The organism is Synechococcus sp. MU1611, from assembly GCF_020514255.1.
In the GTDB taxonomy this organism is placed as follows: Bacteria; Cyanobacteriota; Cyanobacteriia; order PCC-6307; family Cyanobiaceae; genus Parasynechococcus.
Genome location: NZ_VTLC01000002.1, coordinates 349,428 through 374,889, shown reverse-complemented (window position 1 = coordinate 374,889; position 25,462 = coordinate 349,428). Strand labels below are relative to the sequence as shown.

Sequence of the window (25,462 nt, the reverse complement as noted above, 5' to 3'; positions counted from 1 at the left end):
CTTCATCCTTGAAAGTCGCCTTCTTCACCGAAACCTTCCTGCCGAAGGTCGATGGCATCGTCACCCGTCTCACCAAAACGGTGAAGCATCTGGTGGAAGCCGGCGATGAAGTGGTGGTCTTCTGCCCGGAAGGTTGTCCGGATGAGTACATGGGAGCGCGGCTGATCGGCGTTCCGGCAATGCCGCTTCCTCTCTATCCCGAGCTCAAACTGGCGTTACCTCGCCCAGCGGTGTCGGAAGCGATCGATGAATTTCAACCCGATCTGATCCATGTGGTGAACCCAGCAGTGCTGGGCCTCGGTGGCATCTGGCTCGCCAAGAACAAAAACATTCCCCTCGTCGCCAGTTATCACACCCACCTGCCCAAATATCTGGAGTATTACGGCTTAGGGATGCTGGAGCCGCTCCTGTGGGAAATGCTCAAGGCCGCCCACAACCAAGCCCTGCTGAACCTATGCACCTCCACCGCCATGGTGAAGGAACTGAGTGACAAGGGCATTCAGCACACCGATCTCTGGCAACGGGGCGTGGACACGGAGCTGTTCCGTCCCGAACTGCGCAGTTCGGAACTGCGCCAACGGCTTCTGGGTGGCCATGACGATCGCGGTGCTCTGCTGCTCTATGTGGGCCGCTTGTCAGCGGAAAAGCAGATCGAACGGATCCGACCGGTGCTGGAAGCCCTTCCCGAGGCACGCCTCGCCCTGGTTGGGGATGGTCCCCACCGCCAGCAACTCGAAAAACACTTCGAAGGAACCGCCACCACCTTCGTCGGTTACCTCGCCGGAGAAGAACTGGCCGGGGCCTACGCCAGCGGCGATGCGTTTCTGTTCCCCTCCAGCACGGAGACATTGGGCCTGGTGCTGCTGGAAGCCATGGCCGCCGGTTGTCCCGTGGTCGGCGCCAACCGTGGCGGAATCCCCGACATCATTACCGACGGCGTCAACGGCTGCCTGTATGAGCCCGACGGTGCGGATGGCGGCGCGGCCAGTCTGATCGAAGCCACCCGCCGCCTTCTGGGCAACGATCTGGAACGCCAGGCCCTGCGCAATGCAGCCCGTGAAGAAGCGGAGCGCTGGGGCTGGGCTGGTGCCACCGAGCAACTGCGGACTTACTACCGCAGTGTGCTGTCAACAGCCCAACTCACCGCTGCCTAACGCTGACGGGTCCTCTCCCACTCAGCCAGCACCTTCTTGGCCATCGGCAGGGCGTGAACGGATCCACCGCCAGGGGTGTTCTGGGCAAAGGCCACCACCACAATCTTGCCGTCCGGATAGGGGGCAAAGCAGCCGAACCAGGCGTGATCAGGACCTCCAGTGCTGTCCTCGGCCGTTCCAGTTTTGCCGGCCGCCGGAGGAATGCCAGGGCCATTGAGGCCGGCACCGGTTCCGGCCTCCACCACTTTGCGCAACCCCTCACGGATCGTCTGCAACGTGGACGGATCAATCGCCACCTTGGAGCGATGCTCGGGGCTCATCCAGTTGATGTCACCGGCCGCAAGGTGCGGTGTCACGAGCCAGCCGCCGTTAGCGAACACGGCGTAAGCACGGGCCAGTTGCAGGGGTGTGATCTGCACCACTGACTGACCGATGGAGGCGCTGGCCATGTCCTCAGGGATCCAGGGGCTGGTGCCGGGATCAGTCCAGCCGCGGCCTCGAGCCGCCCAGTCTTCATCCCCAACCAGTCCGACGCTCTCTTCCCAACCGATCTCAATGCCGGTCTTCTGCTGAAAGCCGAGCTGATCAGCCGCTTGTTTCAGGGCCTTGGAGCCAACCCCAACCCCCACTTGATAGAAGAAGGTGTTGCTGGAAAAGCGCAGGGCATCGGCATACCCGATGTGGCCGAACCCAGCCCCGTTGTGATCCGGGAAGCAGTGGCCGCCGTAGGTGATGCAGGCCGTGGTGTGCAACTTGGTGTCGGGCGGGAATTTGCCGGACTCCATACCGGCCATCGCCGTCACCGGCTTCCAGGTGCTGCCGGGGTCATAGGGATTCATGGCCCTGGAGAGCAACGGTTTCTTCGGATTGGAGAAGAGGGCGTCGTACTCCTTCTGGGTGGTGATCAGCTTGGAGAAAAAGTTCGGATCAAAACTGGGACGACTAGCCAGGGCCAGCACCGCACCCGTCGCGGCCTCAAGCGCCACCACAGCGCCACCGGGCTTATCCGCCAAAGCCTGCTCCGCCACGCGCTGCAGATCCAGGTCGAGGGTGAGCACCAGATCCTCTCCCGCTTCGGAGGGTCGATCGCCCAGGTTGCGCTGCACCTCTCCCATGGCATTCACCTCCAACATCTGACCGCCCCACTTGCCACGCAGATGGCTCTCGTAGGCCGCTTCAACTCCGGTGCGACCAATGCGGTCGCGGATCTTGTAGTCCTTTTCCACCAAGATCTCGAATTCGTTTTCCGTGATCGGCTGGGTGTAACCGAGGGCGTGGGCCGCCAGGGTTCCATGGGGATAGGCCCGCAGGATGTCGACATCCACCTGGGCGCCCCGCAGTCCCAAGGCCTGTTCCCGGAACCGCAGCACCTGTTCCGGCTTGAGATCCAGGGCCAGAGTGGTGCGGTAACCATCCCGATCCAGACCCTTCTCACGGCGCTGATCCAGCAGATCAGGCTTCAAATTGAGCAAACGTGCCAGGCGATCACGCAGATCAGGCCAGTCGGCATCGCTGACTAGACGCGGCTCGAGGTACAGGGAATAGGTGAGCTTGCTTGTGGCCAGCACCCGCCCTTTGCGATCGAGCAAGCGACCGCGGATGGGCGAGCGGGGCACGAGACGGATCCGGTTTTCATCCGCCAATTCGCGGAAGCGCGACCCCTCCAGCAGCTGCATCCACACCAAGCGACCGACCATGGCGCTGCAGAACAGCAGCACCAGCGTCAGCAGCACGAGGGGTTGCTGACGCAGACCGGTCTGCCGCTGCTGAGCGGAACGGGTCATCCCTGCTGCGCTGGCAAGCGACGGCGCAACTCCTCAAGACGCTCTTCAATCCGCCGCAGGGTCGGCATCAAGTCATCGGGGTCATCCTGGCGTTCATCGACCGTTTCCGGTTCATCGACGGAAACCGAGACAGGCATCACCGGGTTGCCCAGCCCGGGGCTCACAGCATCCAGCTGCTCTCGAACATCACGCGCCACGGGCTCACCCTCCTGGCGCAGCTCGGCGATGGGGTCCTCCGACCCCGCAGTGAACACCTCCACCACCTTGCCCGGGCCGCCCTGCCGGGCCCGTTCCAGCACGGCCAGCCCCACGGGAAGCACGTCCTGCATCAGCGACAGACGCAACTGGTCGAGCGGGTTTTCGGAGCTGGAATCAGCGGCCATGGGGCCAGATCAACGGACCCCAGTCTGTCCCGAAGGAAGGGCCAATGTCGGACAAGCGGAACGGTTCGCCGCCAGAGACCAGCCCAACACCCCACTCAGCACCATCAGCATCACGAGAGGCACCAGTGCTTTCTGGGTGGTGTCCAGCAGGATCCACTCGCGCCAGGCGCGCCAGAAGCGGCTGCGCTCAAAGCGCCGATGCTCTCGGGTCTGATCCCGCTGACGCCGCCGGATCGCCTTATCCACCCAGCGCTCGAAGGCCCGCTTCTTGGTGATCGTCATCTTGCGTTCCACCTCGAGCATCTGCCCGGAACCCAGCTCGGGATGGAAGGTGCTGATCAACTCCAGACTCTTGAGGAACATCTCAACGGCGCCATCGTGGACATCGGTGCCGTGATCATCCAGCTGACCCCAGTCGAGTTCGGGGTAAAAACGGCTGCGGTTGGTCGTGATTTGATCCTCGGTCAGCTGACCGGGTTCCCGCAGCCAGCGATCGGTGTTGCTGTCGAACCGCCGCCAATAGAGAAAGGGATTCAGATAAATCGTGCGGCCACCCAGCTGAATGCTGTCCTGCTGCAAGCGGCGCTGCAACTGAACATCCTGCTGTTGTGTCGCCGTCATGTCCCAAAGGCCGGTGGCCCAAGGTATCGGCGATGCAGGGCCGTCGCCAGCCGTGAATCAACCTGCTTATGCAGAGGATCGCGCCCCGGCATGGGGCAATGCCTTGCCGCGGATCCGGTAACCACGACGCCGCAGAAAACGGCAAAGGTCAGCCTGCTCCGAGGGCACGCTGATGTTGAAGGCGAAAAAGTTGCTGCGTCCAGCGAAATAACGCTTCAGGTCGAGATCATGGCGCTGCCAAGCCTCTTCCCAGTGCTGGCGCAAGTCCTCCAGCGTCAAGGAGGGATCGTCGAAGGCCCGACGCATCCGATCCAGGTAGGCAATGGCGTACTTGCCCTTGCGGTGGTTCATGCGTGAGTCGACCCAGCGGCTCACATCACGCGTGTTGTAAATGAAGCAGGAGCCTGGGTACTGCAGGTCCAACAGGGGGAACAGGCGGTAGGCGTAGAACTCACCACAGAGCTCCATATCGGTGTACCCGCAGTAGCCATCCACGCCATCCAGCAGCGGCTTGGAAAAGGTGAAGTTGGCCTGGATCCGACGCGCCAGGCGCCCCTTGTCGTAGTGGATCGAGCTGTAGCCGTTCTTGCGCAACAGCTTGTGGAACGACCGCGTGCCGCACTTGTTGTGACCAATTAAAAAGATGCGGCCCGGCTTGGGCCGCAACCAATCCCACGCCATCACTCCCACTCAATCGTGCCGGGGGGCTTGCTGGTGATGTCGAGCACCACCCGGTTCACCCCCTTCACCTCATTCACGATCCGATTGGAAATGGTCTCCATCAAGTCGTAAGGCAGGCGCGACCAATCGGCGGTCATGCCGTCTTCGCTCGACACACAGCGCAGAACGATGGGCCAGGCATAGGTGCGTTTGTCGCCCATGACCCCGACGGAACGCACCGGCAGCAGCACCGCAAAGGCCTGCCAGATGTCGTGATAGAGACCAGCTTCCTTAATTTCCTCGCGGACGATCAGATCGGCATCACGCAGACAGTTGAGCTTCTCATCGGTAACTTCACCGAGGATGCGAATCGCCAGGCCAGGGCCAGGGAAAGGATGGCGGCGCACGATCTCTTCGGGCAGGCCGAGGCTGCGCCCCACCTTGCGCACTTCATCTTTGAAAAGTTTGCGCAAAGGCTCCACCAGCTTGAACCGAAGATCCTTGGGAAGACCGCCCACGTTGTGATGGCTCTTGATCTTCACGGCCACCCGCTCGCCGGTCTTGGGGTCGACGTTGGTGCCTGCGCTTTCGATCACGTCGGGATACAGCGTTCCCTGGGCCAGGTAATCAAAGGGTCCGAGCCGTTTGCTCTCCTCTTCGAACACCCGGATGAACTCGGTGCCGATGATTTTGCGTTTCTCCTCCGGATCGGTAATGCCGTTGAGCTTGCTGATGAACCGCTGTCGGGCATTGATGTACTCCACATGGATATTGAACTTGCGGTCGAAAAAGTCCATCAGAAATTCCGGCTCGCCTTTGCGCATGAATCCCTGATCGATGAACATGCAGGTGAGCTGATCACCGATCGCCTTCTTGAGCAGAAAGGCGAGGGTTGATGAATCGACCCCACCGGAGAGCGCCAGCAGCACGCGCTTATCGCCCACCTGCTCCCGCACCAGGCCAACGGCCTCATCGATGAAGGCCGCCGTGGTCCAATCCGGATCACAGCCGCAAACGTGATAAACAAAATTGCGGATCAGGGCCATGCCGCAGGTGGAGTGCACCACCTCAGGGTGGAATTGCACGCCGTAGAGCTTGCGTTGCAAATGCGCCACCGCCGCTTCAGGGGTGTTGGCCGTGTGCGCCAAACGCACAAACCCCTCTGGAAGGGCTTTCACCGAGTCGCCATGACTCATCCACATCGTCGATCCGTTGTCGACATTGGTGAGCAGATCCGTCGGGTCATCCACCTCAAGGGGCGCCTTCCCGTATTCAGCCTTGCCCGTGGCGGCTTCCACAACGCCACCGAGCTGCTGCACCATCAGCTGCATCCCATAGCAAACCCCCATCACAGGAATGCCCAGATCCCAGATGCCGGGATCACAGAGCGGCGCGTGTTCGGCATACACGGAACTGGGGCCACCGCTGAGAATGATCCCCTTCGGTTGCATCCGGCGCAGTTCCTCCGCCGAGGTGCTGTAGCCCAACACCACCGAGAACACCTCGGTCTCGCGCACGCGCCGGGCAATCAACTCCGAATACTGGGAGCCGAAATCAAGGATGACGATGGCCGGCTGACGCTGACCGTCGGACGAGGGCTGGGACATCGATCCTGATAAGTACCGCTCTTAGACGAGCGTCAATCCCTCAGCGTAAAGAAGCGCTTCTCCCCCTCCGGTCCCCACCAGCGGAGGGTCCGGCTCCGGTCGAACAGAGCAGCACCGATCCGCATTGACCAGTCGCCGTAGCGAGCGACATAGGACTGACTGCGCCGCTCCACCATCGCGGCCAGATGCTGCCCGAGCGCCATGGATTGATCAGCACCCAGGGCCTGGAAGGCCTCCTCAACGGACGCAGCACCACGCAGTTGCAACAACTGGTCTGCAGACAGGCCGATATCCAGCCCCAGCGACACCAACACTTCCAGACGGCCATCCGCCAGATGGTGATGGGTGTGAAAGATGCCGCCAGCCAATTTGATCAACTTGCCGTGGTACCCGAGCAGCAGCAGATCGCGAACACCGGCTTCCGCCGCGGCCACCAGCACCGGTCCCAGCCAGTTCCCCACCTTGAGCAAAGGCCCTAGTCCCCGCTGGCGGGCGAGGTCCAAGCCGTTCTCACCAATCACCAACACGATGCGTCCCTGAAAGGACGGATCCGAAGCGAGCGTCCCCAGATCAGCAAGCACTTGCTGCAGCTGATCCGGAGCCGCGCTGCGCTGCACCTCCGCTTGTGTGCCGATCAACGCCAAGCCATCCACCACCCCAAATGCGGCATTGCTGGTGCGTTGGGCCAGGGCACGACCCAGTGGAAGAATCGGCTGCACCATCAGGCCCCGACCGGGCGGCAACAGGGGCAGCAGATTCCGCTCCAACAGCTCACGGGCGAAGCCTGACAAACAAGCCTCTCCCGCAGGACCGACGCGGCCAACACCTTCTCCTGCCTGCAAATCAAGCATCGGCTGAGATGCGCTGATCCAGGCCACCCGCACCCAGATCTCCAGATCCCGCGTCAGATCCAGACCAGGCCCAGGATCACAGCGGCTGATCCCCAGGGCTTGATCAGTCGCCAAGGGAGCCGCAGAGCAGACAGGCACCTGCAGAGACGGTTGATCTGGCCCCTGGCACAACTGCTGTTCAGGATCAAACGCCTCGCCAAGCAACACCTTCAGGGCTGCCTTGGCCGCCCCAGCCACCCACACCGGCAAGGTCAATCCTGGGCTGGAGGGGGCGATGGGACTGGACAAGCTGTTTTCTAGAGTCGCCGATTGGCATCCCCCGCGCCATGCAGGACAAGCTCACCCTGATGATTCCGGGCCCCACGCCGGTGCCGGAAACGGTGCTGAAGGCCATGGGTCGACACCCCATTGGCCACCGCAGCGGGGAATTCCAGGCCATCGTCCGGCGCACGACTGAACAGCTGAAGTGGCTGCATCAGACCACCAGCGATGTGCTGGTAATCACCGGCAGTGGAACAGCTGCCATGGAAGCGGGAATCATCAACACCCTCAGCCGCGGAGACAAGGTGCTCTGCGGCGACAACGGAAAATTCGGGGAACGCTGGGTCAAGGTGGCCCGCGCCTACGGACTGGACGTGGAGGTGATCAAAGCGGAATGGGGCCAGCCCCTCGACCCGGAGGCCTTCCGCTCGGCTTTGGAAGCCGACAGCGCCAAAGCGATCAAGGCCGTGATCCTCACCCACTCGGAAACCTCAACGGGGGTGATCAACGATCTGGAAAGCATTGCCCGTCACGTGAAGGCCCACGGCACGGCCCTGACCCTGGCGGACTGCGTCACCAGCCTAGGTGCCACCAACGTCCCCATGGACGACTGGGGGCTGGATGTGGTGGCCTCAGGCGCGCAGAAGGGTTACATGCTCCCGCCTGGCCTTAGTTTTGTGGCCATGAGCGCAAGGGCCTGGGAGGCCTACGAGCGCTCCGATCTGCCCAAGTTCTATCTGGACCTGGGCCCTTACCGGAAAACAGCGGCGAAAGACAGCAACCCCTTCACCCCCGCGGTGAATCTCTATTTCGGCCTGGAAGCAGCCCTGGAGATGATGCAGAAGGAGGGGCTGGAGGCGATCTTTGCCCGACACGCCCGCCATCGCGCCGCCGCCCAAGCCGGCATGAAGGCAATGGGGCTGCCCCTCTTTGCTGCTGAGGGTTGCGGCAGCCCGGCCATCACCGCGGTGGCCCCCGAAGGCATCGACGCCGAACAGTTGCGCAAAGCCGTGAAGGAAAAATTCGACATTCTTTTGGCTGGTGGTCAAGACCACCTAAAAGGGAAGGTGTTCCGAATCGGGCATCTCGGCTATGTCTGCGACCGGGATGTACTGACCGCCGTCTCAGCGATTGAAGCCACCCTTCAATCTTTAGGGCTGCACAAAGGCAGCATGGGTGCAGGCGTCGCTGCAGCTTCCACTGCGCTTGGCTAGAACATAGGTGGCGAGAGCGATCTCGCCCCATTGCGGATGTAATTCAGTGGTAGAATGTCAGCTTCCCAAGCTGAACGTCGCCGGTTCGAATCCGGTCATCCGCTTCAACGAATTCCAAGTGAATCTCAAGAACGAGGCTTGATTAATTGAAGGACTTGGGGTCCAGCGCATCCAGCACGACGTTCGTGGCCCAAGGCTTGCAGGATAAAAGAACCCGCTTCATTCATTCGGCCATCTTCAGCGCACTCGCGTGCTTTGACGAACAAAGCTTGAGCCGCTGATTCGTGATTTTGACGTTGTTGAGTCGTCTCGGAATGTTTTGTTTTTGTGAGTGTCAGGGTCAACGTTCGAGTTCCCTTATCAACAAAATATTAGCTCTGATTGATATTCAGACCATTCCATCGTCGATCAGCATCATTGCCGACTAACAGCCACTGGTGCCGTTGGACTCAGAGTCAAGTACCAGGTTCTTCAGCGTTGCCCCCAAGATCGGCAATCCGATCCCGAAGTTGACGACAGCGGACTTGATCGCCGCGCGCTTCAGCAAGAGCCAGAGCAAATTCCAGCTTCTCGAGCTGATGGCCACCTTCAACGAAGCCTGACCGGGTCCAAATGGTCATGCCCTGCAAGGTGCGAGAAGAGCAAGCATTGGAGGCAGGGATGGTGATCGCCATAGTTGCCTTTCTTTTTATTTTGGCACCGGGTGCCACCCCTATGCGACATCGCGGGTCACATCTGAGCCGTCCTCATGACCCCAGGAGTCGTTCTGGAATGACTCCTCCGGCATGGAGGCTTCCGCCACGGGAGCGGTGCTGTCCAACAGCTCACGCGTTTCACGCAACAGGGCTTCCACACCCTCCAGGGTGGAAATCTCTTCGTCAGGGACAGCATTCAGCTCCTTCTGCTGCTGGCGCAGCTGAAGCTCAAGCGCTTCCTGACGCTGTTCCAATTTCACCAAACGCTGCGACAAGGCAGTGATGGTTTGAGCGAGATCTTCCGCTGTGCGGGTGATCCGAAAGGACACGGAGGACGTCATCTTCGAAACCTGGCGGTTGCGCTGATAACAACACAGGAGCGCCGCTGTCTCAAGATCAAGCAGACATGACGCGATCGAGACCGATGCCACCATTGGCAACGCTGGCGCTGTATTTACTGGCTGGAACCGCCATCGGACTGCTGGCTCTACTCAGCGGCATTCCCGCTGCACCCCTGGCGGGAGCACTGCTGGGTGCTGGCATCGTCAGCATGAGCGGTCAACTGGAGACAGCGACCTGGCCAACGGGAACGCGCACGGTTCTTGAGATCGGCATCGGCACCGTGATCGGTACTGGCCTGACGCGGGCATCCCTGAGTCAACTGCAACTCCTGTGGAAACCAGCGGTTCTGATCACCCTGGCGCTGGTGATGACGGGAATCGTGGTGGGACTCTGGACCAGCCGCTTGCTTGGCATTGATCCAATCGTGGCCTTGCTCGGAGCAGCGCCGGGGGGCATCAGTGGCATGAGCCTTGTCGGTGCGGAATTCGGCGTCGGTGCCGCGGTGGCCGCCCTCCACGCTGTTCGGCTAATCACGGTGCTGCTGGTGCTGCCCTTAGTGGTGCGAATGATCGTGCCCTCGACAACAGGAGGCTGATCGATACCTTGAGGCAACTCACAACCGTTGTCATGGCTCCCATCAGGTCATCGCTGGTTCTGTGCACCGCGGCCCTGATCGGTGCGTTTGGCAGCGTCAGCCCCGCCTTGCAAGCAGCAGAAGCCACAGACGAGAAGGGCGCCAAGATTTATTGCTATATGCGTTCCAGCGGCAACGGCCACAAGGTCAGCTGGAATGCCGCTTATGGCTTGATCAAGCGCCAGGGCAGCAGCGTGTTCAAGACATCTCCAGAGCACGCCTCGGTGATGATTACGGAAGCCGTCGTCAAGGACCCCGGCAATTTCCCCGACTGTGGCCAGTTCCTTGGTGATCTGTTCGGCGGGAACACACAACCAGCCACCGCCGCCACCCTTGGAAACTCCTCATCCGTCACCGAAAGCACCATCGAGAGCACCCACGACACCACGCGCTACAGCTACTGATCCCTCAGTGGTTCTGGTTCTGACTCTGCTATCTGGAGTACTGCTTGGTGGATGCCAAGCAAAACAACCATCGAAGCCTGTTAATGCCCCCACACCACTGGTGACCAGTTGCCTGGGGGACTTCCAGATGGATGACCTGAAACTGATGGTCGAACGCTGCGATGAGGCCATAGTCCAGACGCCAGATCAAGCCGATTTGCATCGGGACCGCGCCCTTGTCTTGACCCTGCTTGGCGATCAAGCCAAAGCTTGCAATGACGTCGACGTGGCGCTGTCGCTGCTAAACCGCTCCAGTCAGCCAGTCGATCCGATGTTGCTGCACGAACTCCAGGTGCGTCAGACCACCTGCAAACAGTCACGCACCATGGCTGGGAGTGATTGACGTTGCAGCGTCAACCGGCGAGGCCCCAACAACACCTCAATCCGTTCCGCCTTGCTGGCCAGCAACCCATCCACCAGCTGATCCGCTGCGCCGAGCTGTAGCCAATGGCAGGTGAGGCCATCCCCCATGCCGAGACGATGACAGCGGTCTTCCGCTTGTTCGAGGTCCCCTGGCGTCCAGGGGCGTTCCAACAACACCACATGTCGGGCCCGGTGCAGAGTGAAGCCAAGGGCACCGGTGCCGTAGGTGGCCAGCAAACAATCGTTTTGACCCTGCTGAAACCGATCCACACTCACCTGGCGTTCGGCAGGCCGTTGGCGACCGGTCAACAACTCCCCCCCGATGGTTTGCTGCAACAGCTGCAACGGGGCCACAAAGCCACTAAACAGCACTACCGCCTCCCCTTGCCGTCGCAATGACTCCACCAGGTGCTGGGCCGCCGGCAATTTGAATTCCGCTGCGATCTGGCGCATGGAGGTCAGCAAAGCCAGGGGCTCGGCATCCCGTCGAACCTCCCCGAGACGGGCCCGACGCCGATAGTCATCCAGCACCAGACCGACACGATGATCAAAGCCCGTGCGCTCACCCTCCGACAAATCCACAGGGTGAAGACGTCGCTGCTTGGGAGGAAGGTCCACGACCTGCTGCTTACGGCGATGCAAGATCAGCGGGCGACTCAGACGCCGCAGCTCCTCCAATTGACTGGCACCGGACGCCTGCCAGCGTTTCCCGGATCGACTCTCCCTCCAGTGACCCTGGCAATAACGCTCCTCGAACCGTCGCTGATCCCGCGCAATCGGATGGTCCATGGCAGCGAGCAGGGGATACAACTGGGAAGGGCGACCGTTCTTCATCGGGGTTCCCGTGAGCATCCAGATCGCCCGCAGACGGGGATGACGCGCTAGACGCAGCAAAGCAGCCGTGCGCTGCGCCTGAAGAGACTGGGCGTAATGCGCTTCATCCACCACCAAGAGCGTTCCCGCCGGCGGCAGGTTGTCGGGAAGCCGAGCCCAACTCACCAACTCAAGACCAACCCCAAGGGCCTCTGATTCCCGGCGCCAGTGGGGATGCAGCCCGACGGGAGCCACCACAAGCAAGCGCACCCCAGCACAGCGCATCAAGGCACGGGCCGCCAGAAGGGCTGTGAGAGTTTTTCCCAGACCCATTTCATCCGCCAAAACGGCACCGCGACGGGCCAGGAGCCAACGGGCTCCGGAGCGTTGATGGCGCAGGGGGCGACGACCATCCTGAAGGGCTTCGTCGAGATCCGCTGAAGCCACCAACGTCCGGTGCGGTGGCACGGGTGGCAGGGGGTGCTGACACCAGTCGAGCCACTCCTGCAGTGCGGAGGTAATGGGAAAACGCCGTCCCAAGGCCTGTTGAAGCGCATCGGCAGACGCCAAGGGGAAATCCCAGCCATGGCCTGGACCGTTCCATCGCCCCCGGGGCTTGATCCGGCGCAACTGAGACTGGGTCACCGCATCGAACGGACTGATCACGCGGATCAGACCTGCTGGAGAGAGATCCAGATAACACGTCGATGTGGGTTTTGGCGGCACCAACAGGCCCCCACAAACAATCACTTTAGTGAACTCAGATCGGCGTGCAAGCCTTGAAATCAAGATTCACATCACAGGCGAAGAAACCTTCGAAAGTGCAGCGCTCGACACATTGACTGGCTTTTCGTTCACGGCAGAATCACGACAACCGATGCATTCGGATGCATAACAGGGACGCGGTTTTTCTCGACGAACTCTGTCCCAAATTGCGCGTCCGAAGATGGCGACAGTCGCTTCACACTTTTACCGGTAAAAGTTGCATTTATTGCGGCAAACCTTCTGAATCAATTGATCACATTCATCCACGAGCCAAGGGTGGATTGAGTGTCACCGAAAACTGTGTACCTGCCTGCTTGTCCTGCAATGGACGCAAGTCTGACGCAGATGTTTTCGACTGGTACCGGCGACAACGCTTCTATGACCCACGCCGCGCCATGGCGATTCGCGCCTGGATGGATGGCGACCTCAGGCTGGCCCTGCGCCTGCTCCAATGGGCCCAACCGGATCAGCCTGTCAGCGAGCCTGACGACCTCCCCATCGCCGCCCAAGCCGCCTGAGGCTCACCAGACACGGCAGACATCAGAGGAGTGATGCCGCTCGCAGATGGAGGCCTGAACACTCGGGTCTTCAGGGGCCAGAGCCACCGCACTGGCAAGAAGGGCTGCCGTCAGGATGGCCCGGAGGACAATGCCCCTGGAGCGCGAGCGATGCAAGGACGACGACGTCACAACAGTACATTTGATCTAATACAGGTGTACTGATGCTGGCCGATCTTGTCAAGCAATCGCAACCACTGGCAGCTAACGCCAAGCTGCTGGTGCTTGGCGGTGGGTACAGCGGACGTTGTCTGGCCCGGCTCGCCCGCTCCATGGGGACGCAGGTGCTCTGCACCCGCCGCTCGCTCGACTCCGAAGAGGCTGATTTGCTCTTCGACAGCAACGGTCAGGACCATCTCGACCCCGCTGCCTTGGAGGGCGTCACCCATCTGCTGTGCACCATCCCACCGGATCGCGAAGGAAACGATCCGGCGTTGTCCAAACTGCTTGCAACGCTGAGGAGCCTGCCACTGCGATGGGCGGGGTATCTCTCCACCACAGGGGTCTACGGCGATCGCCAGGGCGGCTGGGTGTCGGAGGAGGACGCCCCAGCTCCAGCGCTCGACCGCAGCATCCGACGCCTGAATTGCGAAGCCGCCTGGCAGCGCTCCGGTCTACCGATCCAGATTCTGCGGCTGCCGGGCATCTACGGCCCGGGCCGGTCGGTTCTCAACGGATTGCAGCAAGCACGCGCGCGCCTGATCGAAAAGCCCGGACAAGTGTTCTGCCGCATCCATGTGGAAGACATCGCGGGGGCTTGCTGGCATCTGATGCATCGCGCCGAGCAGGTACCTCTACCAACCCTGGGCCCTGGGACCGTGGTGAATGTGGTGGATGACCTCCCCGCCGCCACATCCGATCTCCTACGGCATGCCGCCTCACTGTTGGGCTGTGAGTTGCCACCGCTGGAGCAGTTCGATCAGATCGTGGACAGCATGAGCCCGATGGCGCAGTCATTCTGGAGCGAGAACCGCCGCGTCAGCAATCACAGGCTCTGCCAAGAACTCGGTTATCCGTTGTTGCATCCGAACTACCGCGTTGGGCTGCAGGATTGCCTGAACCAGGACAAACTCAATCCGTCTGACCTGCGTTCTCCCCCTCAATCAACCAACGGTTGAAATCGAAGCCCTTGCCCTGCTCGGGCATGGGAAACCCGACATCCTCAAGGAAACGGGACAGGTGAAGTTCGACCCAGCCATTGCGCAGGCCGGAGGCCAATCCCACCAACAGACACCCAAGCAGCAGCAAACGCAGCACAGCGATGGGCCCGCACGATTCGACAAACCCTAGGCATGAGCTGGTGATCGCTCTCGGCGATCCCGCTGGGATCGGCATGGAAGTGGTGCTCAAGGCCCTGGCGTCACCTGAGGTCCCCCAAGAGCTCAAACCACTATTGGTCGGTTGCAGACGCAGTCTGATCCGAACCCATGCGCGGTTGATACAGCAATCGAGCCGACCCCTCGCCGACCCCGCAACGCTCAGGATCGACGACCAACCTTTGGTGGACATCGTCCATCCCGGACAACCCACCACCAGCGGAGCCGATGCTGGATTTCATTGGCTCACCCGTGCCGTTGAACTGCTTCAGGCTCGGGGGTCGCGCGCCCTGGTCACCGCCCCCATCGCCAAGCACCTCTGGCACGCGGCCGGCCATCGCTATCCCGGGCAGACCGAACGGCTGGCTGAGTTGGCGGGATGCCAACGCTCCTCAATGCTGTTCACCGCCGTCTCTCCGAACAGCGGCTGGCGCCTGAACACCCTGCTGGCCACCACCCACATCCCCCTCAGCCAAATTCCTCAGGCGCTGACACCAGACCTTGTTCACCACAAACTGAATGTGCTGCATGGCTTCTGTCGACGCTTCACGACCACACCACATCTGCGCATTGCCGGGCTGAATCCCCATGCCGGCGAAGCAGGTCAGCTGGGCCAGGAAGAAGCCGACTGGCTAACGCCACTGCTGGATCAATGGCGAGCCGAGCATCCTCAGGTGCACCTAGAGGGTCCCGTGCCTCCCGACACCTGCTGGATCAGTGCAGCTCACGCCTGGCAAACCCCGAACCAACCTGGACCTGACGGGATCCTGGCTCTGTATCACGACCAGGGACTCATTCCAGTGAAGCTGCTGGCTTTCGATGCAGCGGTGAACACCACCTTGGAACTGCCCTTCCTGCGCACCTCTCCCGACCATGGCACTGCCTTCGACATCGCAGCCGAAGGAGTCGCAAGCCCTGACAGCACCATCGCAGCGATCAGGGCCGCCTGGGATCTGAGCTGAACTCAGACCGGCTTGACCCGCATCAGAACCTGCCCGAATTCAACAGGGGTGCCGTTGTCGACCAGGATCTCGACAACTTCACCGCCGACCTCCGACTCCAGCTCGTTCATCAGCTTCATCGCTTCAAGGATGCAAACGGCCTGACCGACGTTGATGCGAGTTCCCACTTCGACGAAGGGAGGCTCTCCTGGTGCGGGCGCTCGGTAGAAGGTGCCCACCATGGGGGCCGTGACCTCGAGCAGGTCACTCCGAGTTGCGGTGGACGCAGGCGGCGCGGACGCAGGCTCTGCTGAGGCAGCAACGGGCGCCGCTGCAGCGACGGGAGCGGGCATCACCGGTGCCATCACGGTTTGGGCTGGCAGGTTGCGACGAATTTCCAGACGGAAATCATCGCCCTCCAACCGGAATTCCTGGATGTCGCTCTCGCCGAGCGCCTCCAGCAGGCGGTGCAGTTGTTCGTGATCCAGCTGCATGGTCATCCGTTTTCGCGGCCGAGGTAACTGTCGTTGCGGGTGTCCACTTTGATCTTTTCTCCCACAGAAAGAAAGAGCGGAACCATCACTTGAGCACCCGTCTCAAGGATGGCGGGCTTGGTGCCACCTGTGGCGGTATCGCCTTTGACCCCAGGATCAGTTTCTTTGATCTCAAGGACAACGGAGTTGGGGAGTTCAACCTCGAGGGGGGTGTCGTTCCAGGACACCACGTTCACCTCCATGCCCTCCTTGAGATATTTGCGGCTTTCCCCGATCTGATTGGCACTGAGGCGGGTCTCCTCATAGGTGGCCATGTCCATAAAGACGTAGTCCTCACCTTCCATATAGGTGTGCTGAAGAGACGATTTCTCCAACATCGCCTGGGGAAGCATTTCCCCAGCGCGGAAGGTTTTCTCCACCACGTTGCCGGACTTCACCGCCTTGAGCTTGGTGCGCACAAAGGCAGATCCCTTGCCGGGCTTGACGTGCAAGAACTCGACCACGCGCCAGACGGCCCCATCGATCTCAATCGTGGTGCCGGTGCGGAAGTCGTTACTGGAGATCATTCCCACCGAACGGTTCATCGGACTATACGGCTGTGCCAAAGTCGCGTCAGCACTGGGGTTCCCCCTTGGCCCATCAGCGTTTGAACGCCGTCCTGGCTGCCCTGATCAGCTTCGCTCTGATCAGCATTGCTGCCCCTGCCTGCTGGGCCTCATTGCCCCAGGGCAATGCCGTAAAAGACCCTGCCGCAATTCTCCGGGACGCGCTTCCGTTCGATCAGGACGACATTCGCGAACTACAGCATCGACTGGAACTCACCAGTGACGATCTGCGGGCCAAACGCTGGTCGGCCCTCGGCAAAACGGTGTCCCGCAGTGAAGCGCTGCTCAACACCCGTCGCGACACCATCCTGAGCGCGATCCCGGACGCCAAGCGCGGCAAAGCCGAAACACTTTTTCAGAGTGTGGATCAAGGTCTTATTGACCTCAAAGAGAAGGTCAAAGCCACCGATAAACCGGGCTTCATCGCCGATCGACGCCAAACGCTGCGCTTCATCGGTGATGTAGAGGCATTGCTCGTGCCCGACGGGTTTGAACGGGACATCCCCGCAGAATTCGATGCCCTGCCGCGGCTGCAAGGGAGGGCCACCCTCAGCGTGAGCACCACCCAAGGCGAGCTGACCACCGTGGTAGATGGCTTCAACGCCCCTCTCACAGCAGGTGCTTTCGTCGATCTCGCCCTCAAGGGCTTCTACGACGGACTGCCCTTCATCCGAGCCGAAGATTTCTACGTACTCCAGAGTGGTGATCCGAAAGGGCCGGAGATCGGCTACGTCGATCCGAAGACAAAGCAGGAACGGCATGTGCCCCTGGAGATCCGGGTGCCCGGCGAAGACGACACGATCTACAACGAAACCTTTGAGGACGTGGGCCTGTTCAAGGCGACGCCGACCCTCCCGTTCGCAACCCTGGGCACCCTTGGCTGGGCCCATTCAGACCAGGCCCTCGACGACGGATCCTCGCAGTTCTTCATGTTTCTCTACGAGGCGGAGCTCACCCCTGCTGGTCTGAACCTCGTGGATGGCCGCAATGCAGCCTTCGGCTATGTGGTGGATGGATTCGATGTTCTCGAGGAATTGGGCACCGATGACACGATCACTTCCGTGAAGGTGATCGAGGGAGCGGAGCAGCTCAAAGCCCACGCATGAGCCCAACCCTGGCGGAGCTGAGTGAGGCGGAGCTGCTCAGGCGGCTGGCACGCTTCGCTCCGCCCGATCAGCTCAGTGACGACACGGCGGCCCTGGCCAGCGACGCCAGGCCCCTGTTGATCAACACGGACGTTCTTGTGGACGGCATCCATTTCAGCGATGCGACCACGAGCGCAATGGACGTTGGTTGGCGCGCCGTTGCCGCCAATCTGTCCGACCTGGCAGCAAGTGGTGCCGTCGAAGTCGAGGGAATCACGGTGGCTCTTGTTGCCCCAGGTCGCACCCGCTGGGACTGGGTGGACGGGGTGTACGAGGGCATCAGTGCCGCATTGGGGCAGTACGGCGGCATCCTGCTGGGCGGTGACTGCTCTAGGGGGGAGCAAAGGCTGCTCTCCATCACAGCCCTCGGCCGTCTCGGACCACTGCGCCTCCATCGCAACGCCGCCCGCCCCGGTGATGTGCTCGTCAGCAGTGGTCCCCATGGGCTGAGCCGGCTGGGCCTCGCCCTGCTGCAAAACGACCCCAGCGTCCATGACATCGCTCTGACAGCGACCTTGCAGGACACAGCGATCGCAAGACACCGGCGACCGGCACCTCGGCTGGACGACGTCCACCAGCTGCTGGCCTGCAAACCGGAGCATCTGCCCTGGCGGGCCGGGGGCACCGACAGCAGCGATGGACTTCTGTCAGCCGTCGCAGGACTCTGCAGCAGCAGCGGCTGTGGGGCAGTTCTGTGGAACGACCGGCTGCCGATGGCCGAAGGCTGGCCTGAGGGGCCTCAATGGACGGATTGGTGCCTCTCCGGAGGGGAGGATTTTGAGCTGGTGCTGAGCCTTCCCGAGGCCTGGGCCGACGTCTGGGAGCAATGCATCCCCAACAGCCGACGCTTCGGCCAGATCAATGAAGAAGCGGGCATCATCCGCTGGGCCCACAACCATGAGCGCGTGGACGCAGGCGGATTTGATCACTTCAGCCAGCCCTGAACCACCTGCCCTAAGCGGAGGCACCTGAACAAAAAAATCCCCCCCTAGCGGGAGGGATGAAAAAAGCGATCAGCTAACGATCACTTCCAGTTCTTGGCGACCACCTCGGCGAGGTCAACAACACGCTGGCTGTAGCCCCACTCGTTGTCGTACCAGGCCAGGATCTTCACCGCCTTGTCACCCATGGCATAGGTGAGGTCGGCATCGAAGATGGTGGACTCGTTGGTGCCGGCGTAGTCGGTGGACACCAGAGGCAAGTCGCTGTACTTGATGATCCCCTTCATGCCGTTCTCAGAAGCCTCCTTCATCACGGCTTTCACTTGCTCAACGGAAGCTCCCTTCGATGTTCCAAAGGTGAGGTCAACAGCCGAGACGTTCGGGGTGGGAACGCGCATGGCAAAACCAGTGAGCCTGCCCTTCACTTCGGGATAAACCAGGGCCACAGCCTTGGCAGCACCCGTTGTGGTGGGAACCATATTCAGGGCAGCAGCACGAGCACGGCGTAAGTCGCGGTGACTGTTGTCGAGAATTCGCTGGTCACCGGTGTAGCTGTGAATGGTGGTCATCAGACCCCACTCCATGCCGAAGTTCTGATCCAGAACTTTCACGATCGGAGCCAGGCAGTTGGTGGTGCAGCTGGCGTTGCTGAGGATGTCCCAGTCTTCGTGGCGGTACTGGTCGTCGTTGACGCCCACCACGAAGGTGCCGACGCCGTCACCCTTGCCAGGAGCGGTGAGGATCACCTTTTTGGCACCAGCCTGGATGTGCATGCTGGCCTTCTCATCGGTGTTGAACACACCGGTGGACTCAATCACCAGGTCAACTCCCCACTCTTTCCAGGGGCAGTTGAGGGGATTGCGGTCAGCAAAGAACTTGATCTCCTTGCCGTTGACGAACATCGATGTGTCCGTGGTCTTGATGTCGACGGAAGGGTCGAGACGCCCAAGGATGGAGTCGTAGGTCAGCAGGTGAGCGCTGGTGGCAGGGTCGGAGGTGGAGTTCATTCCCACGATTTCCAGGCCGGTGTCAGCGCCACGGCTGATCCAACCCCGCAGAACATTGCGACCGATCCGGCCGAATCCATTGATCGCAACGCGCAGGGTCATGGAAGAAGCGGCAAAGCCGCGCAGGGGTTTTGGCCGCAGATCATACAGAAATCGGCAGAAATACCTTGTTTTGCCTCGATTGAATCGGCTCGATCCGTCCCTCAGATCGGCAGACAAGCCGCGACAACTGGCCTATCTTTCCCCAGATTGAAGCCCTCAGTTGCCGCGACTGCTCGACCGTCAGACACCAGTCCACTTCATCGGTGTCGGCGGAATTGGCATGTCGGCCTTGGCTCGAATCCTGGTTGACCGTGGTCATCCAGTCAGCGGCTCAGACCCGCGAGATAACGCAACAACACAACAACTGAAAACCCTCGGGGTGAAGGTTTTCAGCCAGCAGAACGAGGCCTGCATTGACGCCGTCACGGGTTCGACGATCGCTTGTTCCCCTGTGGTGGTGATCAGTACAGCCATCCCCGACAGCAATCCTGAGCTCCAACGTGCCCGTCAGATCGGCCTAGAGATCTGGCATCGCTCCGATCTTCTGGCGGCTCTGATCGAGCAGCAACCCTCGATCGCTGTGGCCGGCAGCCACGGCAAGACCACCACCAGCACGTTGATCACCACCTTGCTGCTGGAAGCCGATCAAGACCCGACCGCTGTCATAGGTGGCATCGTTCCCCGTCTGGGCAGCAATGGCCACGCCGGCCAGGGGAAACTGCTTGTGGCTGAGGCGGATGAATCCGACGGATCCTTGGTGAAGTTCAGCCCAAGCCTGGGCGTGATCACCAACTTGGAGCTGGATCACACCGATCACTACACCAGTCTCGACGACCTGATTTCAACCCTGCAACGCTTCGCGAAAGGTTGCGATCGCGTGCTGGCCAATCACGACTGTCCGATCCTGCAAGAACACTTCCAGCCGACCGCCTGGTGGTCCAATCAAAGCGCTGAATCCGTTGACTTCGCCGCCCTGCCTCTGAGCCTTGAGGGAGATCGCTGCGTGGCGCGTTTCTACGAATCGGGCCGCCCCATCGGCGACTTCACCCTGCCGATGGCCGGACTGCACAACCTGAGCAATGCAACAGGCGCCCTGGCTACCTGCCGCATGGAGGGACTCCCCTTCGATCAGTTGGTTAAGGGACTCGCTGGCCTGAAAGCACCGGGCCGCCGATTTGATCTTCGGGGCACCTGGAAGGGGCGTCACATCGTTGACGACTACGCCCACCACCCCAGTGAAGTGAAGGCAACCCTGGAGATGGCTCGCCTGATGGTGAGCAGTGGTCGCAGTCCGCTTCCCACAGCACCTCAGCGCGTGCTGGCGGTGTTCCAGCCCCATCGCTACAGCCGCACCCAGCAGTTCCTCGATGGGTTTGCCCAGGCACTGCAGAACTGTGATCTGCTCCTGCTGGCCCCCGTCTACTCGGCAGGGGAGCAACCCCTGCAAGGCATTTGCAGCAACGCCCTGGCGGAACGGATCCGCAACATGAAGCCTGAACTACAAATCGCCGTCGCGGACAACCTCGATGAACTCACCGACCTGGTCATGCATCACAGCCGCGAACAGGATCTCGTCCTGGCGATGGGTGCTGGCGATGTGAATGGACTGTGGTCAAGGCTGACGTCATGAGCCAGTGCGATGCCCGCCTTCCCCAGGCCGGAGTCAGCCTTGCGGAGTTCACCACCTGGCGGGTGGGAGGAGCCGCCGAATGGCTTGCGGAACCCGTCAGCCTTGACGAAACCCAGGCCTGGATCCAATGGGCCACGCAACAGGGCATTCCCTGCCGCATCATCGGTGCTGGGTCGAATCTGCTGATTCACGATGACGGCCTGCCAGGGCTCTCGCTCTGTCTTCGCAAACTTCAGGGGCTGCAACTCGATGAAACCGATGGGACCGTTGAGGTGCTCGCCGGTGAACCGATCCCATCGCTGGCGCGACGGGCTGCTCGCGCTGGACTGCACGGCCTCGAATGGTCGGTTGGCATCCCAGGCACCGCAGGCGGTGCTGCTGTCATGAATGCAGGAGCCCAGGGGGGCTGTACCGCGGAGTGGTTGGAATCGGTGCGGGTCATGCCCCTGGATGGGGGCGACTGCTTTGAGCTTCGGAGCGATCAATTGGACTTCGCCTACCGCCACAGCCGTCTCCAGGACAACGACCTTGTTGTGTTGTCAGCACGGTTCCGCCTTGAACCAGGTCACGATCCGAACGAACTGAAACGCGTTACCAGCGCGAACCTCAGCCATCGCACCACCACGCAGCCCTATCAACAGCCCAGCTGCGGCAGCGTTTTCCGCAATCCCGAACCTCTCAAGGCCGGACGGCTGATCGAAGAGCAGGGGCTGAAGGGAACACGCATCGGCGGCGCAGAAATCTCAACCATGCACGCCAATTTCATCGTCAATACCGGCCACGCCCAGGCGGATGACATCGCCCGGCTCATCCAGCTGGTGCAGGATCGTGTCGAAGCCGAGCATGGAATCCGTCTTCACCCCGAAGTGAAACGCCTGGGATTCGCTTCCGCGACTTAGCCTTCCGACTCCAACAGGATCGCCATGGCAGGGTTCGGACTCCCAAATTTCGGTCAACTCACCGAAGCCTTCAAAAAGGCCCAGGAGATTCAGCAGAACGCTCAGGCTCTGCAGGACGAACTGGACGGGATGGAGATCGAAGGCCAGAGCAACGATGGGCGCGCCAGTGTCTGGCTATCGGGCAACCAACAACCACTGCGGGTTCGGCTGGACCCGGCCCTGCTGCAGGAGGGTCAACAAGCGAGCGAAGCGGCGACCCTGGAAGCCCTGCAAGCGGCCTATGAGCAATCCACCGCCACGATGAAGGGCCGGATGGAGGAACTCACCGGTGGCCTAAACCTCAACCTCCCCGGGATGGGCGGCTGAGGCTGCTCTGCTCAATCAACGCAGCCTTGTAGAGGGGATAGCGCTCCCAATCGCTGGAGACGCCGCAGCCGGGCTCGCCGCGATGCAAGCAATCGCGAAACCTGCAGGGCCAGGGATCCAGTTGCTGCCGGAGCTCCGGAAAAAGGATCGCCAATTCCTGCGGATCATCCGGCAGATCAGGACGGTTGAAGCCGGGGGTATCGGCCACCCTCGCGCTGGGCCCCAGAGGAAACAGCTCCACGTGGCGGGTGGTGTGGCGACCGCGCTGCAAGCGTCCAGACACCGCAGCCGTACGAAGTTGAAGATCAGGACGCAGATGGTTGAGCAGACTGCTTTTGCCCACCCCAGAGGGCCCACAGAGCACCGAGAGCTCTGCGCCAGCCAAGCGTTGCCGTAGGGCATCCATGCCCATTCCGGAGGTACTGCAGAGCGCCAGAGGGTCATACCCCCACCCCTTCAAACGGGTCACGAGCCGCTCAAGAGCTGCGGCTGAAATGAGGTCTGTCTTGGTGAGCAGAAGGATCACGTCCAGCCCCGTGCGTTCCGCCGTCAACAGGAAGCGACTGGCCTGATCAGGGTCAAAACTGGGCTGCTCCACAGCCAACACCACAGCCACCAACGAGACATTGGCCACCGGTGGCCGTGACAGAAAGCTATGGCGTGGCTCCACGTCGGCCACAACAGCGCGGGCCTGGCCCGGGTCAATCGCCTCGACGCAAACCCGATCACCCACATAGACCGCTTCCCCCCGATGGGTCAATCGGGTACGGCGCGTGCAGAGCAGTCGCCCCGGGCATCCGGCAGGGGCGACGTCCAGCTCGACTTCCAGGTAATTGGCCTGAAGCGCCACCACCATCCCCGAAGCCACGGAGCTGCTGGTGTCAGCCACCACAGATCACCTCGATGGTGACTGCATCTGGCGTTTGATCAACGCACTGGACACGATGACCGGCATCCCTTAATCCCGGCAGGACCATGGCCTCCGGCTCGCCTCTATCGAGACAGACCTCAAGACAGTCACCGGAGCTCATCTGCTCGAGGGTGAGCTTGCAGCGAATGAAATTCACCGGACAGGGCGTTCCCCGCAAATCCAGGGAACGCCTGCTCATCCCTTCTGACCAAACAAGCGAGCGAACAATCCACTGTTGTGGTGGTGGTGCTGCTTGCCACGAGCGGAATGGTGACCCGCCAGCTGTTCCAGAAGATCCCGCTCCGTATCGCTGAGCCGCTTCGGCAGATCGACGGTGACCGTCACGCGCTGGTCACCCCGCGCCACCGGATTGCCAAGTTTGGGAATGCCGTGATTCGGCAGGGTGAGCACGGTGCCGGGCTGCGTGCCGGCAGGGATGTTCAGCTCCTTGGTTCCATCCACGGTTTCCACCTCGATCGTGTCGCCGAGAATTGCCTGGAGGTAGCTGACCTTCACCTCCGAAAAGATGTTCAAGCCATCCCGCTGGAGGCGTGGGTGATTGCGGACGGTGAGAAAGACGTAAAGGTCACCGGACGGGCCTCCCCGGGGTCCCGCATTGCCTTCGCCCGAGACCCGAAGTCGTGTTCCGGTGTCCACCCCGGCAGGAATATTGATCCGCAGCTTCTTGCGAACCTGTTTGACACCCTGGCCACCACAGGATCCGCAAGGATCCGCAATCACCTGGCCCGTCCCACCACAGGTGGGACATTCGGCGACCTGGGTAAAGCTGCCGAAGGGGGTCCGAGTGGCACGGCGCACCTGCCCGACACCACCGCAGGTTCCGCAGGTGGTGGGTCCACTACCCGCCTTGGCACCGCTGCCGCCGCAGGTGTCGCAGGTCTCCAGATGCGGGATCTTGATCTCCTGCTCTTGGCCGAAAACCGCCTGCTCGAAATCGATCGTTAGGTCGTAACGAAGATCATCGCCCTGCTGGGGACCCTGACGCCGCGGCCGACCACCACCGGCTCCGCCGGGTCCACCAAATCCCTGGAAAAACGTCTCGAACAGATCAGCGAACCCGCCCATGTCCCCCATGTCCGGGGCGCCAGCCGCACCACCAAGACCGGCTTCACCGAACTGGTCGTAACGGGCACGGCTCTGCGGATCACTCAGCACTTCGTAGGCACGACCAATTTCCTTGAAACGGTCCTCAGCACCGGGATCTTTATTGATGTCGGGGTGGTACTGACGCGCCATGCGGCGATAAGCCTGCTTGAGGCTGTCAGGATCCACATCCCGACTGACGCCGAGCAGGTCATAAAAGTCGGCCATCAGGCCTCCTCCGCCGTCTGATCCGGTGCGGCCTCAACCGGCGCTGCATCGGACGGTCCGGGACCCATCGACACCTTCACCATCGCGTGGCGCAGCACACGTCCATCGCGGTGGTAACCGCGCTGGAGCTCTTCACACACCACATCCTCAGCGAACTCGCTGCTTTCTTCTCGCAACACGGCCTCATGCAAGTTCGGGTCGAACTCCTGGCCGACCACCTCCATCCGTGCCACGCCCTGCTGCTTCAGCACATCCACCAATTGCTTGTACAGACCCTGGTAACTGCGGTGCAGAGCCTGAGCTTCCTCACCTTCAGGATTGAGCTGCTGACGGGCCCGCTCAAAGTTGTCGACGACCGGAAGAATTTCCGTGAGGGTCGAACAGACCAGCTGCTGACGCATGTCGTCCTGATCGCGGCTCTGTCGTTTGCGGAAGTTGTCGAAGTCCGCCGCAATGCGCACATATTGGCCATTGAGCGTCTCGTGCTCCTGCTTCAGCGTGGTCAACTCCTGCTCGAGTTGCTGCATCCGATCCGCCGGATCAACAGCTGCGGGTGCCTGATCGGAGGTTGCCTCTGACGCATCCGGAGTTGACTCCGGGGTGGCTGGAACAGCACCGGACTCAACAGTCTGATCCTGCTCTGGGGTGGAGGCATCGCCGCTCATGCTGACCGCTCAGGGATTGCTG

Annotated in this window: 31 protein-coding genes and 1 tRNA gene; 14 read left to right on the top strand and 18 right to left on the bottom strand. The window is 61.3% G+C overall.

Annotation, left to right across the window (positions count from 1 at the left end):
* Positions 1 to 8: 8 nt before the first annotated feature.
* Entirely contained in the window at positions 9 to 1,154 is a 1,146-nt protein-coding gene (locus tag FZZ92_RS06405; RefSeq protein ID WP_226398924.1) for a glycosyltransferase family 1 protein, read from the top strand.
* Here the strand turns inward: FZZ92_RS06405 and mrdA are convergent.
* The 6 genes from mrdA to cbiD form a co-directional block, all read right to left on the bottom strand.
* Complete coding sequence (gene mrdA, locus FZZ92_RS06400) at positions 1,151 to 2,938, bottom strand: penicillin-binding protein 2 (protein ID WP_226422813.1); 1,788 nt, start codon at positions 2,936 to 2,938, stop codon at positions 1,151 to 1,153. The two genes, FZZ92_RS06405 and mrdA, sit on opposite strands and share 4 nt — an antisense overlap.
* Positions 2,935 to 3,321 (bottom strand): hypothetical protein, encoded by a 387-nt coding sequence (locus FZZ92_RS06395; protein WP_226398926.1) that lies wholly within the window; start codon positions 3,319 to 3,321, stop codon positions 2,935 to 2,937. The genes mrdA and FZZ92_RS06395 overlap by 4 nt, the downstream gene beginning before the upstream one ends.
* Before the next feature lie 9 nt (positions 3,322 to 3,330).
* Positions 3,331 to 3,942 (bottom strand): hypothetical protein, encoded by a 612-nt coding sequence (locus tag FZZ92_RS06390; RefSeq protein WP_115024749.1) that lies wholly within the window; start codon positions 3,940 to 3,942, stop codon positions 3,331 to 3,333.
* Between the two features lie 66 nt (positions 3,943 to 4,008).
* On the bottom strand, positions 4,009 to 4,623 hold the full coding sequence (locus FZZ92_RS06385; protein ID WP_226422812.1) for a sulfotransferase: 615 nt from the start codon (positions 4,621 to 4,623) through the stop codon (positions 4,009 to 4,011).
* Entirely contained in the window at positions 4,623 to 6,209 is a 1,587-nt protein-coding gene (guaA, locus tag FZZ92_RS06380; RefSeq protein ID WP_115094678.1) for a glutamine-hydrolyzing GMP synthase, read from the bottom strand. The genes FZZ92_RS06385 and guaA overlap by 1 nt, the downstream gene beginning before the upstream one ends.
* A 32-nt stretch (positions 6,210 to 6,241) precedes the next feature.
* Positions 6,242 to 7,348 carry a cobalt-precorrin-5B (C(1))-methyltransferase CbiD gene (gene cbiD / locus FZZ92_RS06375; RefSeq protein ID WP_226398928.1) on the bottom strand — a complete coding sequence of 369 codons (1,107 nt, stop codon included), beginning with the start codon at positions 7,346 to 7,348 and terminating at the stop codon, positions 6,242 to 6,244.
* A gap of 38 nt (positions 7,349 to 7,386) precedes the next feature.
* Between cbiD and FZZ92_RS06370 the strand changes: the two genes are divergently transcribed.
* Together FZZ92_RS06370 and FZZ92_RS06365 are read left to right on the top strand one after the other, a co-directional pair.
* Complete coding sequence (locus FZZ92_RS06370; RefSeq protein WP_226398929.1) at positions 7,387 to 8,535, top strand: alanine--glyoxylate aminotransferase family protein; 1,149 nt, start codon at positions 7,387 to 7,389, stop codon at positions 8,533 to 8,535.
* A 32-nt stretch (positions 8,536 to 8,567) separates the two neighbouring features.
* Positions 8,568 to 8,639, top strand: a tRNA-Gly gene (locus FZZ92_RS06365).
* Positions 8,640 to 8,990: 351 nt separating this feature from the next.
* Here the strand turns inward: FZZ92_RS06365 and FZZ92_RS06355 are convergent.
* Together FZZ92_RS06355 and FZZ92_RS06350 are read right to left on the bottom strand one after the other, a co-directional pair.
* A complete protein-coding gene (locus FZZ92_RS06355; protein WP_226398931.1) occupies positions 8,991 to 9,209 on the bottom strand; it encodes a hypothetical protein in 219 nt (72 codons plus the stop codon).
* Positions 9,210 to 9,247: 38 nt separating this feature from the next.
* Entirely contained in the window at positions 9,248 to 9,571 is a 324-nt protein-coding gene (locus tag FZZ92_RS06350; RefSeq protein ID WP_226422811.1) for a chemotaxis protein, read from the bottom strand.
* Positions 9,572 to 9,654: 83 nt separating this feature from the next.
* On the opposite strand from FZZ92_RS06350, the gene FZZ92_RS06345 reads away from it, so the two are divergent.
* Genes FZZ92_RS06345 through FZZ92_RS06335 form a run of 3 tightly spaced genes read left to right on the top strand, consistent with a single transcriptional unit; the run spans position 9,655 to position 10,992 of the window.
* Positions 9,655 to 10,167: an AbrB family transcriptional regulator gene (locus tag FZZ92_RS06345; protein ID WP_226398950.1), complete on the top strand. Its 513-nt coding sequence runs from the start codon at positions 9,655 to 9,657 to the stop codon at positions 10,165 to 10,167.
* 32 nt (positions 10,168 to 10,199) lie between these two features.
* Entirely contained in the window at positions 10,200 to 10,610 is a 411-nt protein-coding gene (locus FZZ92_RS06340) for a DUF6554 family protein (RefSeq protein WP_226398933.1), read from the top strand.
* 7 nt (positions 10,611 to 10,617) lie between these two features.
* Positions 10,618 to 10,992 (top strand): hypothetical protein, encoded by a 375-nt coding sequence (locus FZZ92_RS06335; protein ID WP_226422810.1) that lies wholly within the window; start codon positions 10,618 to 10,620, stop codon positions 10,990 to 10,992.
* On the opposite strand, the gene FZZ92_RS06330 is transcribed toward FZZ92_RS06335, so the two are convergent.
* Complete coding sequence (locus tag FZZ92_RS06330; RefSeq protein ID WP_226422809.1) at positions 10,947 to 12,551, bottom strand: DEAD/DEAH box helicase; 1,605 nt, start codon at positions 12,549 to 12,551, stop codon at positions 10,947 to 10,949. The genes FZZ92_RS06335 and FZZ92_RS06330 overlap by 46 nt on opposite strands.
* Before the next feature lie 161 nt (positions 12,552 to 12,712).
* Here FZZ92_RS06330 and FZZ92_RS06325 point away from each other — a divergent pair, with 161 nt between their 5' ends.
* On the top strand, positions 12,713 to 13,108 hold the full coding sequence (locus FZZ92_RS06325) for an HNH endonuclease (protein WP_115024739.1): 396 nt from the start codon (positions 12,713 to 12,715) through the stop codon (positions 13,106 to 13,108).
* A gap of 3 nt (positions 13,109 to 13,111) precedes the next feature.
* Here FZZ92_RS06325 and FZZ92_RS06320 read toward each other — a convergent pair whose 3' ends face one another.
* On the bottom strand, positions 13,112 to 13,279 hold the full coding sequence (locus FZZ92_RS06320) for a hypothetical protein (RefSeq protein WP_170951219.1): 168 nt from the start codon (positions 13,277 to 13,279) through the stop codon (positions 13,112 to 13,114).
* 32 nt (positions 13,280 to 13,311) lie between these two features.
* Here FZZ92_RS06320 and FZZ92_RS06315 point away from each other — a divergent pair, with 32 nt between their 5' ends.
* Positions 13,312 to 14,265: an SDR family oxidoreductase gene (locus FZZ92_RS06315; RefSeq protein ID WP_226398937.1), complete on the top strand. Its 954-nt coding sequence runs from the start codon at positions 13,312 to 13,314 to the stop codon at positions 14,263 to 14,265.
* Here FZZ92_RS06315 and FZZ92_RS06310 read toward each other — a convergent pair.
* Positions 14,219 to 14,404, bottom strand: a complete 186-nt coding sequence (locus FZZ92_RS06310; protein WP_115024736.1) for a hypothetical protein — start codon at positions 14,402 to 14,404, stop codon at positions 14,219 to 14,221. The genes FZZ92_RS06315 and FZZ92_RS06310 overlap by 47 nt on opposite strands.
* 4 nt (positions 14,405 to 14,408) lie before the next feature.
* Between FZZ92_RS06310 and pdxA the strand changes: the two genes are divergently transcribed.
* Positions 14,409 to 15,425 (top strand): 4-hydroxythreonine-4-phosphate dehydrogenase PdxA, encoded by a 1,017-nt coding sequence (gene pdxA, locus FZZ92_RS06305; RefSeq protein ID WP_226398938.1) that lies wholly within the window; start codon positions 14,409 to 14,411, stop codon positions 15,423 to 15,425.
* A gap of 2 nt (positions 15,426 to 15,427) precedes the next feature.
* On the opposite strand, the gene accB is transcribed toward pdxA, so the two are convergent.
* Both accB and efp read right to left on the bottom strand, forming a co-directional pair.
* Entirely contained in the window at positions 15,428 to 15,904 is a 477-nt protein-coding gene (accB, locus tag FZZ92_RS06300) for an acetyl-CoA carboxylase biotin carboxyl carrier protein (RefSeq protein WP_115024734.1), read from the bottom strand.
* A complete protein-coding gene (gene efp, locus FZZ92_RS06295; RefSeq protein ID WP_115024733.1) occupies positions 15,901 to 16,464 on the bottom strand; it encodes an elongation factor P in 564 nt (187 codons plus the stop codon). The genes accB and efp overlap by 4 nt, the downstream gene beginning before the upstream one ends.
* A gap of 65 nt (positions 16,465 to 16,529) precedes the next feature.
* Between efp and FZZ92_RS06290 the strand changes: the two genes are divergently transcribed.
* Entirely contained in the window at positions 16,530 to 17,609 is a 1,080-nt protein-coding gene (locus FZZ92_RS06290) for a peptidylprolyl isomerase (protein ID WP_226422808.1), read from the top strand.
* On the top strand, positions 17,606 to 18,592 hold the full coding sequence (thiL, locus tag FZZ92_RS06285; RefSeq protein WP_226422807.1) for a thiamine-phosphate kinase: 987 nt from the start codon (positions 17,606 to 17,608) through the stop codon (positions 18,590 to 18,592). Before FZZ92_RS06290 ends, thiL begins: the two co-directional genes overlap by 4 nt.
* An 80-nt stretch (positions 18,593 to 18,672) precedes the next feature.
* Here thiL and gap read toward each other — a convergent pair whose 3' ends face one another.
* Positions 18,673 to 19,698: a type I glyceraldehyde-3-phosphate dehydrogenase gene (gene gap / locus FZZ92_RS06280; RefSeq protein WP_115024731.1), complete on the bottom strand. Its 1,026-nt coding sequence runs from the start codon at positions 19,696 to 19,698 to the stop codon at positions 18,673 to 18,675.
* Between the two features lie 160 nt (positions 19,699 to 19,858).
* Between gap and murC the strand changes: the two genes are divergently transcribed.
* The 3 genes from murC to FZZ92_RS06265 are packed head-to-tail and all read left to right on the top strand — an operon-like array spanning position 19,859 to position 22,533.
* The gene (gene murC / locus FZZ92_RS06275) at positions 19,859 to 21,268 is read left to right on the top strand and encodes a UDP-N-acetylmuramate--L-alanine ligase (protein ID WP_226398941.1); all 1,410 of its coding nucleotides are present in this window, start codon (positions 19,859 to 19,861) and stop codon (positions 21,266 to 21,268) included.
* Positions 21,265 to 22,167, top strand: coding sequence for a UDP-N-acetylmuramate dehydrogenase (gene murB / locus FZZ92_RS06270; RefSeq protein ID WP_115024730.1), 903 nt, complete (start codon positions 21,265 to 21,267; stop codon positions 22,165 to 22,167). Before murC ends, murB begins: the two co-directional genes overlap by 4 nt.
* A gap of 24 nt (positions 22,168 to 22,191) precedes the next feature.
* Positions 22,192 to 22,533 carry a YbaB/EbfC family nucleoid-associated protein gene (locus tag FZZ92_RS06265; RefSeq protein ID WP_115024729.1) on the top strand — a complete coding sequence of 114 codons (342 nt, stop codon included), beginning with the start codon at positions 22,192 to 22,194 and terminating at the stop codon, positions 22,531 to 22,533.
* Here FZZ92_RS06265 and rsgA read toward each other — a convergent pair.
* From rsgA to grpE, 4 genes are read right to left on the bottom strand one after another with little or no spacing between them, the layout of a single operon-like run.
* Entirely contained in the window at positions 22,508 to 23,422 is a 915-nt protein-coding gene (rsgA, locus tag FZZ92_RS06260) for a ribosome small subunit-dependent GTPase A (protein ID WP_370629843.1), read from the bottom strand. The two genes, FZZ92_RS06265 and rsgA, sit on opposite strands and share 26 nt — an antisense overlap.
* Positions 23,415 to 23,642 carry a sulfurtransferase TusA family protein gene (locus FZZ92_RS06255; protein WP_115094689.1) on the bottom strand — a complete coding sequence of 76 codons (228 nt, stop codon included), beginning with the start codon at positions 23,640 to 23,642 and terminating at the stop codon, positions 23,415 to 23,417. The genes rsgA and FZZ92_RS06255 overlap by 8 nt, the downstream gene beginning before the upstream one ends.
* On the bottom strand, positions 23,639 to 24,775 hold the full coding sequence (gene dnaJ / locus FZZ92_RS06250; RefSeq protein ID WP_226398942.1) for a molecular chaperone DnaJ: 1,137 nt from the start codon (positions 24,773 to 24,775) through the stop codon (positions 23,639 to 23,641). Before dnaJ ends, FZZ92_RS06255 begins: the two co-directional genes overlap by 4 nt.
* Positions 24,775 to 25,440, bottom strand: coding sequence for a nucleotide exchange factor GrpE (grpE, locus tag FZZ92_RS06245; protein ID WP_226398943.1), 666 nt, complete (start codon positions 25,438 to 25,440; stop codon positions 24,775 to 24,777). The genes dnaJ and grpE overlap by 1 nt, the downstream gene beginning before the upstream one ends.
* Positions 25,441 to 25,462: the final 22 nt, after the last annotated feature.